This is a genomic window from Desulfocastanea catecholica (assembly GCF_054657295.1).
Genome location: NZ_BAAHYZ010000009.1, coordinates 169358 through 186458, shown reverse-complemented (window position 1 = coordinate 186458; position 17101 = coordinate 169358). Strand labels below are relative to the sequence as shown.

At 49.6% G+C, this 17101-nt stretch carries 12 protein-coding genes and 1 rRNA gene; 11 read left to right on the top strand and 2 right to left on the bottom strand.

Annotated features, from left to right (window positions below; all coding sequences use genetic code 11):
* Positions 1–78 precede the first annotated feature (78 nt).
* Positions 79–195: ribosomal RNA gene (rrf, locus tag ACYQ8U_RS10600) — 5S ribosomal RNA — on the top strand.
* Between the two features lie 241 nt (positions 196–436).
* Positions 437–877: a hotdog fold domain-containing protein gene (locus ACYQ8U_RS10595; RefSeq protein WP_459945512.1), complete on the top strand. Its 441-nt coding sequence runs from the start codon at positions 437–439 to the stop codon at positions 875–877.
* A 33-nt stretch (positions 878–910) separates the two neighbouring features.
* Here ACYQ8U_RS10595 and ACYQ8U_RS10590 read toward each other — a convergent pair whose 3' ends face one another.
* Positions 911–1213, bottom strand: a complete 303-nt coding sequence (locus tag ACYQ8U_RS10590) for an MTH1187 family thiamine-binding protein (RefSeq protein ID WP_459945511.1) — start codon at positions 1211–1213, stop codon at positions 911–913.
* A gap of 165 nt (positions 1214–1378) precedes the next feature.
* On the opposite strand from ACYQ8U_RS10590, the gene ACYQ8U_RS10585 reads away from it, so the two are divergent.
* Positions 1379–2236, top strand: coding sequence for a YitT family protein (locus ACYQ8U_RS10585; RefSeq protein ID WP_459945510.1), 858 nt, complete (start codon positions 1379–1381; stop codon positions 2234–2236).
* Between the two features lie 89 nt (positions 2237–2325).
* On the opposite strand, the gene ACYQ8U_RS10580 is transcribed toward ACYQ8U_RS10585, so the two are convergent.
* Positions 2326–3912 carry a serine hydrolase gene (locus ACYQ8U_RS10580; RefSeq protein ID WP_459945509.1) on the bottom strand — a complete coding sequence of 529 codons (1587 nt, stop codon included), beginning with the start codon at positions 3910–3912 and terminating at the stop codon, positions 2326–2328.
* 347 nt (positions 3913–4259) lie between these two features.
* Between ACYQ8U_RS10580 and ACYQ8U_RS10575 the strand changes: the two genes are divergently transcribed.
* The 8 genes from ACYQ8U_RS10575 (at position 4260) to ACYQ8U_RS10540 (ending at position 17083) form a co-directional block, all read left to right on the top strand.
* Positions 4260–5081 (top strand): glycerophosphodiester phosphodiesterase, encoded by an 822-nt coding sequence (locus ACYQ8U_RS10575; RefSeq protein WP_459945508.1) that lies wholly within the window; start codon positions 4260–4262, stop codon positions 5079–5081.
* 327 nt (positions 5082–5408) lie between these two features.
* On the top strand, positions 5409–6659 hold the full coding sequence (locus ACYQ8U_RS10570; RefSeq protein ID WP_459945507.1) for a serine hydroxymethyltransferase: 1251 nt from the start codon (positions 5409–5411) through the stop codon (positions 6657–6659).
* A gap of 164 nt (positions 6660–6823) precedes the next feature.
* Complete coding sequence (locus tag ACYQ8U_RS10565) at positions 6824–8014, top strand: MFS transporter (RefSeq protein WP_459945506.1); 1191 nt, start codon at positions 6824–6826, stop codon at positions 8012–8014.
* A gap of 195 nt (positions 8015–8209) precedes the next feature.
* Positions 8210–10348 (top strand): PAS domain S-box protein, encoded by a 2139-nt coding sequence (locus tag ACYQ8U_RS10560; protein WP_459945505.1) that lies wholly within the window; start codon positions 8210–8212, stop codon positions 10346–10348.
* Between the two features lie 472 nt (positions 10349–10820).
* Positions 10821–12158: a TolC family protein gene (locus ACYQ8U_RS10555; RefSeq protein WP_459945504.1), complete on the top strand. Its 1338-nt coding sequence runs from the start codon at positions 10821–10823 to the stop codon at positions 12156–12158.
* A 22-nt stretch (positions 12159–12180) separates the two neighbouring features.
* Positions 12181–13215, top strand: coding sequence for an efflux RND transporter periplasmic adaptor subunit (locus ACYQ8U_RS10550; RefSeq protein ID WP_459945503.1), 1035 nt, complete (start codon positions 12181–12183; stop codon positions 13213–13215).
* 36 nt (positions 13216–13251) lie between these two features.
* Positions 13252–16497 (top strand): efflux RND transporter permease subunit, encoded by a 3246-nt coding sequence (locus ACYQ8U_RS10545; protein WP_459945502.1) that lies wholly within the window; start codon positions 13252–13254, stop codon positions 16495–16497.
* A gap of 55 nt (positions 16498–16552) precedes the next feature.
* Positions 16553–17083 (top strand): DUF309 domain-containing protein, encoded by a 531-nt coding sequence (locus ACYQ8U_RS10540; protein WP_459945501.1) that lies wholly within the window; start codon positions 16553–16555, stop codon positions 17081–17083.
* Positions 17084–17101: the final 18 nt, after the last annotated feature.

Below are 17101 nucleotides of genomic sequence, written 5' to 3'. Positions count from 1 at the left end.
GAGCCGGAAGTTGTTGTTATCCTTGCGATAGCACTAATTACTCTGTCCTCTGGCTTCTGTCTTCTGACTCCTGATTTTTACGGCGGTCATAGCAAAGAGGATCCACCCGTTCCCATTCCGAACACGGAAGTTAAGCTCTTTTGCGCCGATGGTACTGCACGGGCGACTGTGTGGGAGAGTAGGACACCGCCGTTTTGTATACAGCAAAGCCCCGAACACTTTTGTGTCCGGGGCTTTTGTCGTTTGGGCCTTGAAACAGAAGGCTACTTAACTATGTACTTAATATAAAAGCTATTCGAACAAAAAAATGGTACACAGTCTTGAGCATTTTTTTATAAACTCGTAAAGACTTGGGTTTCAGCATAGCTGAGTAAAAAACTTTATCTACGATGTGTCAATTTTTTTACGGCGTTATTAATCTTTTGGAGATATGCCTATGAGCCAGTTACATGAGCTGTACAAAGCGGTCGGCAATACGCTTTTCAGCCAGAAAGTTTGTGAGATCGCTCCTTATTTCGCCACCATTGATCCACAATTTGTCGATCTTCAACCCGGATACAGCGAAGTAGTCATGCCAAATACCAGAGAAGTGCACAACCATCTGGGGACGGTTCATGCTATCGCCATGTGTAATCTTGCAGAAATAGCCGCTGGAATAATGACCGATGTTTCCATTCCCGAGACATGCCGATGGATTCCCGTCGGTATGCGGGTCAGATATCTGGCTAAGGCCAAAACCAGCCTGAGAGGCATCGCCGATGGCAGAAAGATTGACTGGAACACACCCGGAGAAATCGAAGTTCCTGTCAGTATCACCGACACCGATGGCATTGAGGTCTGTGCAGCATTTATTATCGTCAAAGTCAGTTTAAAATAGCTCTCAGCGATGACAAAAGCTGTGAAAAATCTTTTATACGCGTATCTTTTTCAGTACACTCGATATTTTGTCTTCCATGGTCTGTGAACGATCTGTCCGGGTACCTAGTTTTATGGTCGTTGTGATGCGAGGAGCGCCCAAACCATGCACTTTTTCATGACAGGCTTTCACCGCCGCCATCACCTCATCCCATTCACCTTCAATATTAGTACCATAGGCATGCAGCTGGGTTTTTAATCCTGTTTTTTTGAGTACTTCATGGCAGGCTGCAACGTATTCCGACACAGAGACGCCTACTCCCATAGGTACAATGCACAGATCCATAATCACTTTCATAACGCTCTCCAAAATTGAAAATTTTCCACAATACCGCATCGAAATTTTTTAAACGGAACCTTTTGCAAGAACAGGTTGACACACAGTTCTCCGGTTGTAACTATAGGCAGACAAAAAATATCGATAAAATACGAGGCGAAACAGGAACACACTCAAGGTACTTCTATGAAATCAAAACACTCCTTCACTTCCGTTCTGTGGAATATCCTGCTGATCACCTTTGGTGCATTCGTCTATGCTGCCGGAGCTGAAGCCATTCTTGTCCATCATAATTTTATTATCGGTGGAATTTATGGCACCGGGCTCCTCATCTATTATGAGACCAATCTCTTTTCTCCTGGCATCTGGTACTTTCTGCTTAATATTCCTCTTCTCATTACCGGCTGGATATTTTTAAGCAAACGTTTCTTTTTCTACAGTCTCTATGGTGTTTGCGCATTAACACTTTTTGCCGAATTGATGACACTGAACTTTATGATCAATGATCAGCTGTACGCGGCCATTGCCGGGGGAGCTATTTGCGGAGTAGGCGCGGGAATTAATCTGAGATCGAGAGGCTCATCAGGGGGATTGGACATTATCGCCATCATTTTAAATCAGAAATTCAATTTCGGCGTGGGAAAATTCTTCATGCTGTACAATGTGGCCCTCTTCACCTTTATGCTCACCCAGTACCAGCCGGATATTGTCATTGCCTCAATTATCCTGACCTTTATTTCGTCAGTTTCTCTAGAGCATGTGCTGGCCATGTTTAACCAGCGAAAAATCGTCTATATTTTGAGCGACAACTACAAGGAACTGGTCAGTACTATAACGAAAGACCTGCATCTCGGGGCAACCCTAATCGAAGCAAGAGGAGCCTATTCCGGCAAACACAAGCAAATGCTGATGACCATAACCAACAATCTTCAACTGAAGCGCCTTGAAGAGAAAGTGTTCACTATTGATCCAGACGCCCTCTTCATTGTTGAAAACAGCTTCAATGTCATCGGATCTAGCTTTGGAAAACGAAAATTATATTAGAGCCTCTGGATGTTTGCTGTTTTTGTAATAAGAAACCGTATTTTTTCGTTTATTGTTCCGAGTATTGTTCCGAGTATTGTGGCTGCAATTCACAGTAATCGATGTTGCTTTTTCATTTCGTCGTAAACCAGTGACGATACCTCGCGAATGATCCGACTGCGCGAATGCATCCATTGACCATAATCTGAAGCCTTGGAACGTCTTTCGATAATGCCGACAATGACGTAAGGATATCGCCCGCCATTTTGAGTTTTAGGTACAAGTATACCCATATCGCCGCAGAGATGACCAGTGGATCCGGTTTTATTGTATACGAGCGTCCCTTTGGGAATCGGGGTTCCATTATAAATGCGGTCACGGCCGGGCAAAGCCATCAACCTCTTCATTTCCTTATCTTGTGGTAGTTTTTTATTCCAGAGTGCCTGCAAAAACCTCACATAATCAGACGGAGAGGCGCTATTCAGGTATGTGCGCCCCCCTGCCGGAATGTACTCTTTAATTTTCGTCTTTTTAAAAATTTGTCCATAATGTCGTTTCAATATAGCATCACACTGAGCAGGTCCACCAACCTGTCGCATAGTCCAATTCGTCGCCGAATTACTACTCCTCTGGATCATGGCTTCCAGCTGCTGTCTGCTTTGGGGGCCATACTTAAGTTTGCCGGCGTTAACCTGATGAAAAAAGGCCAAGGCAACAAAAGGTTTTATCATACTCGCTGCCTGAAATCCTTGATCGGCATTGATATCAATAACGTTCCTATTTTTTTCTAAATCATAGACTACCCATCCAGTTGATTCATCGCCGGCAAGCCGCCCACTTTTTCTCAGGGTGGATATGTAATTTTCAATCGACTGCTCAATTTTCGAAACAGTCGATGGCGAAATAGACGCATCCGATAGAGTTCGGGGTAATTTTTTTATAACCTTTGTTTTTGCAGCAATTTTTTCCGGAAGAGATATCTCTGGAATGGACTTTATATCAGCAACTTCTGGAATCTGGCACACAATAGGCGTCTCTGGACCAACATCATCTATCATGCTGGATTCGCCATATATCACCATGTTATTATTTTCTCTGGTAATCGACGTCGAAATCTTTCTCGACTTCAACATTTTACCATGCATTTTCGCCACCCGAGTCGTTGACTCCTTGTCCCCCCGGCGTCGATAGATAAGGGTATAATTTCCAAAATCGGTCTTTTCGATAAAAAGATCGTTTTTCACTTCGCCCCCGAGACAACCATAGATGAGTTCAAATCTCTTTTTCAGCGGTTCCAGATTAGGTCCCATGCCATAACTGACATTGTACAGACTATAAAAATCTTTTTCCTTTGTTGCATACGGTTCATCAAAACCTGCCTTGTCTAACAACTCAGCGTGTTTTATGAGGGTCTGTGTGACGGTTCCGGCAGAGTCATTTCCGTCATAGATCAACGCGTACTCATCGCCACGGCCAACTATTTTCAACTTTTTTATGACCGTTGCATCGAAAACCGCCGCCAATTCATCTTTGTAGTCGAGAACCTTCTCCAGATCCTTGGTCAAAATGTAAATAATATCATACTTTTCATTTTTCGCAGCCAGAGCATCAGGCTGAAATAAAAATGTAAATACAGTTACTTGAAGGATAAGAGCTATAAAAGAGACTGTAGAGGTCGGCAGATATAAAAACTTCATCTTAGAATTGGAACCATCCGTAATTAAAAATTAAGTTTGATAGACTGAACAATAATTTGCTTTGCGAGCATATTTTTTACTCAGCTTACCTTAGAATTGCAAGCCAGACTTCTACAAGTACAACAAAAGAAAAAGGACGAGTACGCACACAAAGACTGTTTTGGCGATCATGCGAATACCGCATCGCCATTTTTTGCACACCCTGCCATTAATGTTGCAACAATTTGTTATACCTCCTATTATATCAGAAAAATGTAATTTTGAAGAATTTTTCTTGTTTTCAAATTACACCGTACCTCTTTACATGAAGGGAGAAAATTTCAACCTCTTCGGCCAGAAAAAACTCCATGACATTTTTTGATAATTTCCAGTCAGTTAGACTCATTGCCGCACATCGCGGCTTTCGTGCCCACCATCCGGAAAACACCCTTGCCGCTTTTAAGGCGAGTATCGGCCGCTGTCACTTCATCGAGTTGGATGTTCAGATGAGCAAAGATTTTGTCCCCATGGTCTTCCACGATGCAAGCCTGGAGAGGACAAGTAATGCACAAGAGATATGTAAACAATTGGGTTTACACTCCCTGTATGTCAGTGACTGGACACTTTCTCAACTCAAAAATCTTGATATCGGATCATGGTTTATTGCTTCCGATCCTTTTGGCACCATCATTAGAAATGAAACGTCTGCCGAACAACTCATGAAAGAGATGCCCCAGGCCGTCATGACTCTCGAAGAACTCCTTCTCCACCCCGCATTACGCAAGATTCCAATAAATATTGAAATCAAGGACCACCGAGGAAAAGAACAAAATAAAAAGGTGACAGAATGTGTCCTAGGGGTGATCCAGCGAACCAACTCTGCCGGACGAGTTCTCATTTCTTCCTTTAATCACGACTACCTTGTCATAGCAAAAAATTGCGCTCCGACAATATCAACCGCCGCCCTGCAGCATCGTTCTCACCCAAAAAATCTTGTTGAGTATCTGAAAGCTCTCGGGGTTGCAGCCTATCACCCCGCCGATGAAATCACCGACGCCGCCCTGATCAAAAAACTCCGGGCCGCAGGACTGGGTATTAATGTCTATACGGTAAATTCTGCCAAACGTCAACAAGAGCTCTTTGCCATGGGAGCGACCGCAGTATTTACCGACTTTCCACAACTGCCGTAGACAGCGACGTGGGCAATCATATTCCTCTCATTATCCTTTTCTAAATCTGTGGGGTATCCCCTTCTTTTCGCTCCTTTACACTTTCTTCTGTTCAATTTCTCCTGTTTTTATTATAGTTACTGCCTCATTGATGAGAACAAACACTATTTATCAATTTTAATAGTACAATCAACCATTTCAATTGCAGGTACTCTTTGCCTAAAAGCCGGCAGTTCGTTGCCCCTCCCCATCGAGATACAGGTCAGCCCATTGTGACCGAGTACGATTCTACTGCGGCAATAACAACACGTACGGGCTTGACAAGAAGAAGAGCCACAAGGAGATACAATGGAAAGTGTTAAAGACCTTGATCCAGAAATCTACTCACTGGTCATGCAGGAAGAACGGCGGCAAAATGACAAGATCCGCTTGATCGCCTCGGAAAACTATGTCTCAAGGGCTGTTCTTGAAACCACCGGATCAGTCCTGACGAATAAATATTCCGAAGGATATGCCGGCAAACGTTACTATGAAGGACAACAGCTGATAGATCAGGTCGAACAGCTGGCAATAAAACGGGCAAAGGATTTGTTCGGTGCAGAGCATGTCAACGTTCAGCCTTATTCCGGATCACCAGCAAATATAGCAACGTACCTGGCCTTCCTCAATCCAGGTGATACTATTCTCGGCATGGCGCTTCCCCATGGCGGTCATCTGACACATGGTGCCAGGGTGAGTATTTCCGGCCGCTATTTTAATGCTCAATCTTACGAACTCGATGCAGCAACAGGTCTTCTTAATTACGACAGCATTCGGCAAAAAGCTTTGGCGGTGCGACCTAAAATTATCATCGCCGGCCACTCCGCCTATCCGAGAATTCTCGATTTTAAAAAATTCAGGCAGATTGCCGATGAAGTAAATGCACTGCTCATGGTGGATATGGCTCATTTCGCTGGACTTGTTGCCGGTGGTGTCCATCCCTCCCCGGTTCCTTATGCCGATGTCGTCACCACCACGACCCATAAATCTCTCAGAGGCCCAAGAGGTGCAATGATTCTCTGCAAGGCCAAACATGCCCAGGCAATAGACAAAGCGGTCTTTCCCGGAGTACAGGGCGGCCCTCACGATAACACCACGGCAGCAATTGCCGTTGCCTTGAAAGAGGCGGCGACCGATTCTTTTAAAAGATATGCCGCGCAGATCCTCAAAAATGCTAAAACTCTGGCGGATTCTCTTATGGCCAAAGGTTTTACCCTGATCACCAACGGCACGGACAATCACCTCATGCTTGTCGATCTTACCAATAAAAATATCTCCGGAAAAACTGCTGCCAAAGCATTGGACAAGGCGGGAATCGTCCTCAATTACAATGTCGTCCCCTACGATAAACGAAAACCAGTTGATCCCAGTGGTATTCGTATAGGAACGCCGGCAGTCACCACCCGCGGCTTCAAAGAAAATGAAATGCTGCTGGTCAGTTCTCTCATCGAAAAAGTCATTTCCGACCCGGAAAACGATGAATTCCTGGCAGATACCGCAGAGGAAGTAAAACAGCTCTGCAGCCATTTCCCCGCCCCTGGCCTCGAACACCTGCACTGATTATTCGTCACCGTTCAACAAAAATCGAAAGGAGAGCATATCTTCCGTACTGCAAGCGTTACCAAGGCCGGAGATGTGCTCTTCGAGGCCGGTGGCTTCCTGTGGTCGGCCAATGCAGAGACATGCCCTCTTGACAACAGAAGAAGAGATATCCATAGCCCCGTATGCCAAGAAGCTATCACCTCAACATATATTATCTCTATCTTATCAAACTCTCTAAATGGCTGATGCTTATCATGCCCATTGTGGCACTTTTCTATAACGAAAACGGCCTTGATGATTTTGATATTTTCCTGCTCCAGGCCATTTACTCGGTGAGTGTGGCTGTCATGGAAATCCCCTCCGGCTATATGGCCGATATTGTCGGCCGAAAAAAGACCCTGGTTCTCGGCAGTATTATGGGCACCTTAGGATATGTTATCTACTCGGTTTCCTATGATTTCACAGGATTTCTGGTGGCAGAGATCATTCTCGGCGTTGGCGGCAGCTTCATCTCAGGCGCCGACTCGGCAATGCTTTTTGACAGCCTGGCGGTCACTGCGCGCCAGCACCGATATCTGCAGTTCGAGGGACGAATCACCTCTCTTGGCAATTTTGCCGAAACCCTGGCCGCCGTCTGCGGTGGCCTGATCGCTGCAATGCTCGGCTACCGGGCCGTCTATCTTTCCCAGGCGATAATTGCCGCACTGGCGGTCCCAGCCGCCCTGCTCCTCCTCGAACCGCCAAGGGATGGGCATATCACCCATCCAGGTTTGCACCATATCCTGTCAATTTGTAAAAACAGCATCCTGACCAACAAAAAACTCAGCAACACCATCTTTTTCTCCGCCGTGACAGGAATAGCCACGCTCTGCATGGCCTGGACTTCACAGATTTATTTTGTCGCCAATGGTTTTACCGAAGTGACGATAACCCCACTGTGGATAACCCTCAATCTCACGGTCGCCATTGTTGCCGCCTTTGCCGCAACAGCCATGAAAACATTAGGCAAGAAGTTTTCTCTTTTTTTGATCATCATCTACCTGCCGTCAACGTATATTTTTCTCGGGGTGCTGCCTCTCCTTCCGGCGCTTCTCAGCCTGTATCTGTTTTATGCGGTACGCGGCTATGCAACACCGGTCCTCAAAGACCTGATTAATCAAAACTGCTCTTCCTCAACCCGGGCAACGGTTCTGTCCATCAGAAGCCTGATCATCCGCCTGGGCTTTGCCCTGCTCGGACCGGCCATCGGGCTGGTGTCAGATGGGTTGACCTTATCGGTCGCCCTTGTTTTTGCTGGAATTCTTCTTCTCATACTGGCAGTCGTTACCGGTTGTCGCCTTATTTTCTCCATGCCGGAAATTTACCACACCTGAAATATTTCTTCATTGCGCTGCGACGGAGACATCTTCCTGCATGGGGTGAATACAACTCGCCGGTGACACGGATTTCTTTTCATTTCGAATTGACTCCCGGCAAACAAATACAGTAACATCAGAATAACGTCTGTAAGTGCTACCCATTCTATCCGGTGGTTGCCAACCGGCTTAACACCTAACACACAGCCGACCATGCCTTCACGACACATTCGACAACTCCAGTCTGAGCTGCAGCAGGTACGACAACGCATCGCAATGCTCGAGGAGATTGCCGGACATCAACGTGGGCCGGATCTACCGACTGCCGAGGACCTGTCCATTTGCCGACACCAAACGGCAAAACTTGTCCAGAGCAGAAACAAATATCGCAAACTCTTCAATTATGCCAATGATGCGATGTTTGTTATCTCTCTGGACCAAAAGAGTGCAAATTACGGATATTTTTCCGACGTTAATAATGTCGCCTGCAAGCGACTCGGCTACACCCGCGAAGAGCTGCTGCAAAAAAAACCATTTGATATCTGCCTTGACAAGAATTTTGCGAATAACGGCCAATTGGCAATGCAACTTCATCAAAAAGGCAGCACCACATTTCAGACGACGTATATTAAAAAAGATGGTACGGATTTTCCGGTTGAGGTCAGTGCCCTGCGGCTGACCATCGATGGGAAAGACCTTTATATGGCCATTGCCAGGGATATTACCGACAGAAAATGCGCCGAAGAAGCACTCAAAAAAAGTGAGCACCTCTACCGGTTACTGGCTGATAATGTCCACGATGTCATCTGGACCACCAACGAAGAGCTGATCCCCCAATACGTCAGCCCATCTTTTCCCCATCTTACCGAATTTCCACTGGAAAAAGCTGTCAGAAAAATTCACCAGGAAATCATTTGCGCATCGCCTTTTTCCGCTGATCATTTCCGGTCACTCGTTGTGACGAAGGAGAAATCGCTGCACTGGGAGTCGAGGATCAAAACAGCCGGCGGCGAGGTAATATGGGTAGAGAGTATCGCCTCTCCCCTCCCGGAGAGCGCCAACCATTTCACCGGTATCATTGGCGTCACTCGGGATATTTCGTCGCGAAAAAAAATAATGCTCGAGCTGCAGGCCGCCAAGGAACAGGCTTTTGCCGCGAACAAGGCCAAATCGGAGTTTTTGGCAAATATGAGCCACGAAGTGAGAACGCCGATGAACGGTGTGCTGGGCATGCTCCAGCTCTTGACCATGACCACTCTTGATGACGAGCAGCTTGAATATGTTGCCACGGCAATGGCCTCGGGGGAAAGCCTGCTGACCATTATCAACGACATCCTCGACTATGCCAAAATAGAGGCGGGGAAATTACAAATGACCCCGGAAGAATTCCAGATCAGGGAAATAGTCAAACCACTGATAACCTCTTTTACAACCGCCATAAACCATGAAAAGGTCAGCCTGTTGTGTTCGGTCGCCCCGGACGTGCCGGAAATTCTTGTCGCCGACCACGTGCGCATCCGGCAAATTCTTTATAATCTGGTCGGCAATGCGGTGAAGTTTACGGAGCAGGGCGAAATTCGCATCGATATCAGAACACTGGAAACGCTTGGCGATAACCGGATACGCCTTGCCTGCACCATTGCCGATACAGGTATCGGCGTCCCGGCAGACATCGGCGACAAGCTGTTCGAGCCCTTTACCCAGATCGAATCGTCGCGACAGAAAAAAGTCAAGGGGACTGGCCTTGGCCTCAGTATCGTCAGACAGCTGGTAACACGGATGGAGGGTACAGTGCAGTTACAAAGAAATGCTGCCCAGGGCACGACTGTCACCTTCACCCTGGTAGTCGGTAAGGGGGAGAGCTGCTTGACACCAAAGCCTGCACCTCTGCCGACACCCATTCTTACCAGTCCGCATCGTCGCCTAGCCACCCTGGTTGTCGAGGATGAACAGATCAACCAGCAGATCCTCCAGGCTATTCTTACCAAGCTCGGTCACCGGGCAACAATTGCCGGTGACGGGCAGTCTGCACTTGAACTCCTCAAAACACATCATTTTGATATTATCCTCATGGACGTGCAGATGCCGGGGCTTGACGGCATCGAAACCACCAGAATCATACGGACTTCAGATACCTACCAACATGTGCGCAATATCCCCATCATCGCCCTGACAGCCTACGCCATGGCCGGAGATAAGGACAAATGCCTGCACGCTGGAATGAGCAGCTACCTGGCCAAGCCTGTCGACATCAAGGCCCTGGAAAAACGCCTGAAAACCATGACGGCCACAATGAACATTTTGCCGGCTCCGCCCTTCAAAGGCCTGTGGCGAGGTGACCTGATGGAGTAAATGCCGATCGATATACAGCAGTGACGTCCCATCGGAACGGTCTTCAACTCTATAGCTGTCCCATAATTTGTCAAACAAGGTTTAGCCTGCCATCAGCTCTCCTCCTGGTCAAAACTCACAAAAATTTCTTGGACAGCCTCCTAGTCACAAACCGGAATATGATACAATATCTTTTCCGTGCATGGTATCCCGGTATCGCACAACGTCCTTTCCTTCTCCTTCACTTCCAGCCGGAGAAACCTTTATTCGCTTGACCTGACAACCTATTAGCGATAGATATTTACAAAGTGCATATACACATTTACTCCTCTGTCGTCAACGAAGCTTCACCTTGAAAAGACAGGAAAAATGCATGACCAACCGGCAACTTTTTCTTTGACAATGCAGAGGCAACGATTTAATCTATTTTACCTTATGATTAAATACCTGAACAAACAAGGCATTACAAGAACAACAGACAACAGGTAAGCACATGAAAATATTTCTTATTTTTGCAACTCTCAGTCTGTTGGCAAGTTATGGCATGGGACATACGGCCAAGGCCGGCCAATCGGCTGTTCATATCCCGGAGGTTTGGACTGCAGAGCAGGCAGTAGCCCTTGCCCTTGACGGCAATCCGGACAGCACCATTGCCAAAAAACGCATTGAACAGGCCATGGCGGCTGCCGCCATGGCCCACTCTTCCGACTATCCTCTGGTTAACGTCTCCACCGAATACGGCCAGACCAACAATCCCATGTATTCCTTTGGGACTATTCTTAACCAGGGTGCTTTTGATAACAGCATCGATTTCAATGATCCCGGCAGAACCGACAACCTGCAGCTCAAGGCTCAGGTCAGCTACCGGCTCTACAATGGCGGCAGGGATCAGGCGGAGCAGGCGGCGGCCGCAGCACACATTAACGTGTCACGGACCGATCTGGCGGCAGTCCACCAGCAGCTTGCCTTTGAGGTGGTCAAGACCTTCCTGGCCATTATTCAAGCGGAAAAAATGGTCACTGTCCGCGAGGAAGCACTGCTCTCGATCACCGCCACCCTCGAGGTTGCCAGGGCCAGATTTGCTGCCGGAGACTTGCTGCAACAGGATCTGCTCAATCTTGAATTGCAGCATTCACGAGCCGACGAGAACCTTATTCAAAGCAGGCACATGCTGGAACTGACCAAGCGCAGCTTTCTCAACCTTCTCGGCCTTCGTGAAGGTGAAATCACCATCGCCCTCGACAGCATGGCTGATCAAGAATTGCCGCATTCCTTCGATTACAGCAACCGTCAGGAACTCAGAAGACTCGAGGCGGTTGAACAGGCGGCGCTGGCTGAACTGCACAAAGCTCAAGGGGGCACCTTGCCGTCCGTTGATGCGTTTGCCGGGTACCAGATCGATAGCGGCTCGGTGCTTGGCGAAGCCGGTAATTCCTGGATGGCCGGGATACGCATGAACTACATCCTCTTCGACGGCAAAAAGAGTGCCTCGGAAGTCACCAAGGCCCGGTTGAAATTACAGGAAATTCAAAGCATCAGAAAAAAAACCGAGCTTGCGTTGCACCTGGAAATTCAACAGGCCCGGCTTGACTACGAACAGGCGAAAAAAAGACTGACCGTCACCGAAAAAATGGTCGGCGTCGCCACCGAGGTTATTCGTCTCGGTCGGGCCCGATTCGCTGAGGGGGTCATTCTTGCTTCTGATCTGATTGATTTTGAAATGCGCCTCTCCGATGCCCAGGCCAGACAACTTGCGGCCAAAGCGGGGTATCAGGTGGCAATTGCCAACCTGCGCAGGGCGACAGGACTTGAACAGTTTCCAGGAAAATAATATCGGTAAAGGAGAGTAGCCAATGAAGTGTAACCAATGGGCATGGATATTTCTCATTATGACCCTCACTGCTTTTCTAACCGGCTGTGACAAAAATGAGCCGGAATCCGCTCATGTTCCGGCATCTCTGCCGTCAGCCACGGTATCCGCGGCGCAGGTGACAAAACAAAAAGCTGCGCATCAGGTTGCAGTCGTCGGCACCGTGCAGGCCGTCGAAAGGGCGGAAATCTCCTCGAAGATAACCGGTAATATCATTTCTCTTCCGGTCGACCTTGGCTCGAAGGTGCAGCAGGGAGAACTCCTGGTGCACCTCCGGGCCGGAGAAATTGCCGCCCAGGGGCAGCAGGCGAAAGCGCAACTCGAGCAGGCCCAGCGTAACCTTGCCAGGGAAGAAAACCTGTTAAAGAAAAACGCTGCGACCCCGCAAATGGTCAAATCTCTTCGTGACAGCACAAAAATAGCAGAAGCCGCCTATAAAGAGGCGCTGACCATGCTCGACTATGCGAGGATCACCGCTCCTTTTTCTGGCATTGTCACTAAAAAAATATCGAACATCGGGGATTTGGCAACTCCCGGCAAGCCTCTGCTCTATCTGGAAGAGGAAAATAATTTTCAGGTGATAACCGACATTCCAGAGGCGATGCTCCTCCGCATACACAAGGATGACCGGCTGCCGGTTTTCATACCCTCCGTGGATCTGTCCATCGAAGGAACTGTCGCCGAGGTTTCTCCGGTGGCAGACCCCTCTTCCCGGTCGGCACCGATAAAACTGCGTATTGCATCCGATCCCCGCCTCCGTTCAGGGCAATTTGCCCGAGTTACCCTGACCATGGACGAGGCGGAAACCTTGATGGTTCCCACTCCTGCGGTCATCCCTTTTGGCCAGATGGAACGGGTGTTTGTCGTGCAGGAGCAGACGGCCCGACTCCGTCTGGTGCGAACCGGATCACCAGGAGATGGCCACATAGAAATCCTCAGCGGGCTTTCCGAGGGTGAAAAGATTATCACCGCCGGCCATGAGAACCTTCTTGATGGACAACCGGTAGTTATTCAATAGTTTTTTCATTGTCACACCAAGCAGGGTAACCGACACATGGATTCCAAGCATTCGTCTGCCAACAACACGACCGGTTTTGCCGGTGGTCTGGCTCGGGCTTTTATCAGCTCCAAGCTGACGCCGCTCGGTATCATTGCCTCCCTTCTTCTCGGCTATCTGGCAATTGTTCTGCTGCCAAGAGAAGAAGAACCACAGATTAAAGTACCGATGATCGACGTGCTGGTGGCCATGCCCGGCGCCACCCCGAAAGAAATTGAGCAACGGCTGACCATCCCGATGGAAAAACTGCTCTACGAATTGCCCGGAGTAGAATATATCTACTCCACGTCCATGGCTGGCCAGAGTCTTCTCGTGGTTCGTTTTTATGTCGGAGAAAATCTGGAGACCTCGATCGTTCGCCTCAACCAGAAACTGGCCACCAATTTCGACCGCATCCCGCACAGCGTCGGACAACCGATTATCAAGCCGCACATCATTGACGATGTGCCCATCATGGCACTGACCTTCCATGGCGAAAAATATGATCATTACACCCTGCGGCGGCTGGCCGCCGAGGTTGATGACGCCATCAAAAATATCCATGCGGTGGCGGAGACGAAAATCATCGGCGGCACCAGAAGGGTCTTAACCATCCACTTCGATCCGCTGTTACTGGCATCGAGAAACCTTTCTCTTTCTGAAATCGCCCCGAAGATTCAGGCGGCCAACAGTCAGTCCCATTCCGGCAGCCTGAAGTCCCTCAACCAGGAAATCCGGGTCCAGACCGGCAGCTTTCTGAAAAATGGTGAGGAAATCGGCCGCATTGTCATCGGCGTCTCTGGCGGACGACCAATATATCTCCATGAAGTGGCAAGGATAAGTGACGGTCCCGAAGAACCATCAGATTATGTTCTCTATGGCGACACGCAGAGTCAGGGACAGGAAGCGGCGGTCACCCTGACCATTGCCAAACGCCCTGGGGCGAATGCCGTATCCGTTGTTCGCGATGTGCTGAAAAAAGTAAACGACCTGAAAGGAAGCCTCATTCCGGCCGATCTTACAGTAAGTGTCACCCGCGATTACGGGGCTACCGCCTCGGATAAGTCCAACGAGCTCCTGCTGCATATGGCTATCGCCGTTTTCGGGGTGGCACTGCTCATCCTGTTCTTTCTCGGCTGGCGCGAATCGATCGTGGTCATGCTGGCCATCCCCTCGACTCTGGCCCTCACCCTGCTGGTCTTTTATCTTTATGGCTATACCCTCAACCGCATTACTCTCTTCGCACTGATTTTTTCCATCGGTATCCTGGTCGACGATGCTATCGTCGTGGTGGAAAATATCGTCCGGCACCTCCGCCTGCCCGACAGCAAGAACAGATCGAAGACAGCCGTGGCCATCGAGGCGGTCGCCGAGGTCGGTAATCCGACTATCCTGGCGACCTTGGCGGTCATTGCCGCCATCCTGCCCATGGCCTTTGTCGGCGGCCTGATGGGGCCTTATATGCGGCCTATTCCCATCGGTTCTTCGGCGGCAATGGTCTTTTCCCTGATCATCGCTTTTACCGTTACTCCCTGGGCGGCCACGCATATCCTGAAAAAAGACCGGCAATCGACTGCCCATGATGGCGATGCGACGGCACCCGACGACTGGTTCACGCGCATCTACCACAGGATCATGGACCCGCTGCTTGCCCATAACGGCTGGCGGATAGTTTTTTTTGCCGCCATTACCGCCATGCTCCTGGCCAGCTGTTCCATGGTCTATTTTGGCCTGGTGAAGGTGAAAATGCTGCCGTTCGACAACAAAAGTGAATTTCAGGTAATCCTCAACATGCCGGAAGGTTCCACCCTTGAGCAGACGGCACGGGTGGCACAGGAGATGGCCGATACAATCCGGCAGGATCCGGCGGTCACCGACTACCAGATCTACCTGGGTACCGCCTCACCGTATAATTTCAACGGTCTGGTCCGCCACTACTTCATGCGCAGCGGGCCAACCGTGGCGGATATTCAGGTCAACCTGCTGGCCAAAGACAAGCGGTCCCTCCAAAGTCACGATATCGCCACGAGGATTCGTCCTCCGCTGGCGGCGATTGCCGCCAGATTCGGCGCCGACGTGGCTGTCGCCGAGGTACCGCCCGGACCGCCGGTGCTGCAGACCCTCGTGGCGGAGATCTACGGTCCGACCGATGCCGCACGGATAAAACTTGCCACCGAAGTGAGAAAAATATTCACCGAGACCACCGGCGTGGTCGATGTCGACTGGTTCCGGGAGGAAACTCGTCAGCGCCGGGTCTTGAGCGTTGACAAGGAGAAAGCCGCTCTGAACGGCATCTCCGAAAAACAGATTACCCGGGCCGTCGAGACAGCCGTACAGGGCTATGCAGTTGATCTCTATCACCTGCCGACCGACAAGGAGAGTGTGGAAATTGTCCTGGAACTCCCGCCGGAATATCGCGCCAGGGTGGAATCGCTCCTGAACATCTCCCTGCGCTCCGACATGAATCCATCGGCACCTTTAGTCCCCTTACGCGAGCTGGTCATCGTTTCCGAACAGCCGGTCGAACAACCCATTTATCGCAAAAACCTCAAGCCGGTCATCTATGTTACCGGTGATGTTGCCGAGACGGTGGAAAGCCCGGTCTACGCCATCTTTGACATGAATAAAACACTTGCCGAACTCGATGGCCGGGATTTTGGTGGTCGGCAGGAAAAGGTGCAGCTCTACAACCTGAGCCAGCCTTTTTCCGAGAGCGAACCGGCCATGAAATGGGACGGTGAGTGGCATATCACCATTGAAGTCTTCCGCGATCTTGGTCTGGCCTTCTGTGTGGTCATGGTGCTTATCTATATGCTCATGGTCGGCTGGTTCAAAAACTATGTCACGCCCTTGGTGGTGATGGCGGCGATCCCCTTCTCGCTCATCGGTATCCTGCCGGCCCACTGGGCTTTCGGTGCATTTTTTACCGCTACCTCAATGATCGGCTTCATGGCTGGAGCGGGTATTGTCGTGCGTAATTCGATTATTCTGGTCGATTTTATCGAACTCCGCCTCCGCCAGGGGGAACCGCTGGCCAAGGCGGTGGTCGACGCCGGGGCGATCCGCTTCAGGCCCATGCTGCTCACCGCGCTGGCGGTGGTTATCGGCGCCTCGGTAATCCTCGCCGATCCGATCTTTCAGGGGCTGGCGCTGTCACTGATGTTCGGTGAAATCGCCTCCCTGCTCGTCAGTCGCATGGCGGTGCCGGTCCTCTATTATGTCATCAAGAAACATGAACATCAGCAGCCTACCATGGGAGAATAACCTGTGAAGAAAAGGACAGCTTCTTTTCCCTCTCATTCAGCAAACGGAAAGCATTATGACCGATACGCTCTTTAACCCTTTTGAGGACCGGCTGAGCCGGGATATCCGCAACAACCTGTCGGAAGGCCTGGCTGAAGCGGTGGAGACCGGAAGTACCGATACACTGAGGCAAACTGTGGCCTACTACCGGCAACAGCATCTTGCCGAATATTATCGTGCTTACCTTGAAGATCGCTATGCCCGCTACACTAAGGCCCTTGAAAAAATGCATGCGGATATCAGCGACCCAATACATCAAGGGGTGATACTCTGGAACCTGGGACTTTTTTTTGAGGTGCATGAAGTACTCGAGCGCGCCTGGTATAGTGCAGAAGGAAATATGAAGGAGACCCTTCAGGCCTTAATCCGAGCCGCCGGAGTCTATATAAAACAGGAATACGGTTTCAACGACGCAGCAGGACGAATTGCCGCAAAAGCGATCCCCGTTCTTGCAGCGAACGGGGCTATCCTCGAGCGGTATTTCAAGACGGAAACGCTCATTTCCGCCCTGAGAAATCCGGCAGACTTACCGCCGATACTCGCTTAGTATCACACCTGTCCGCCG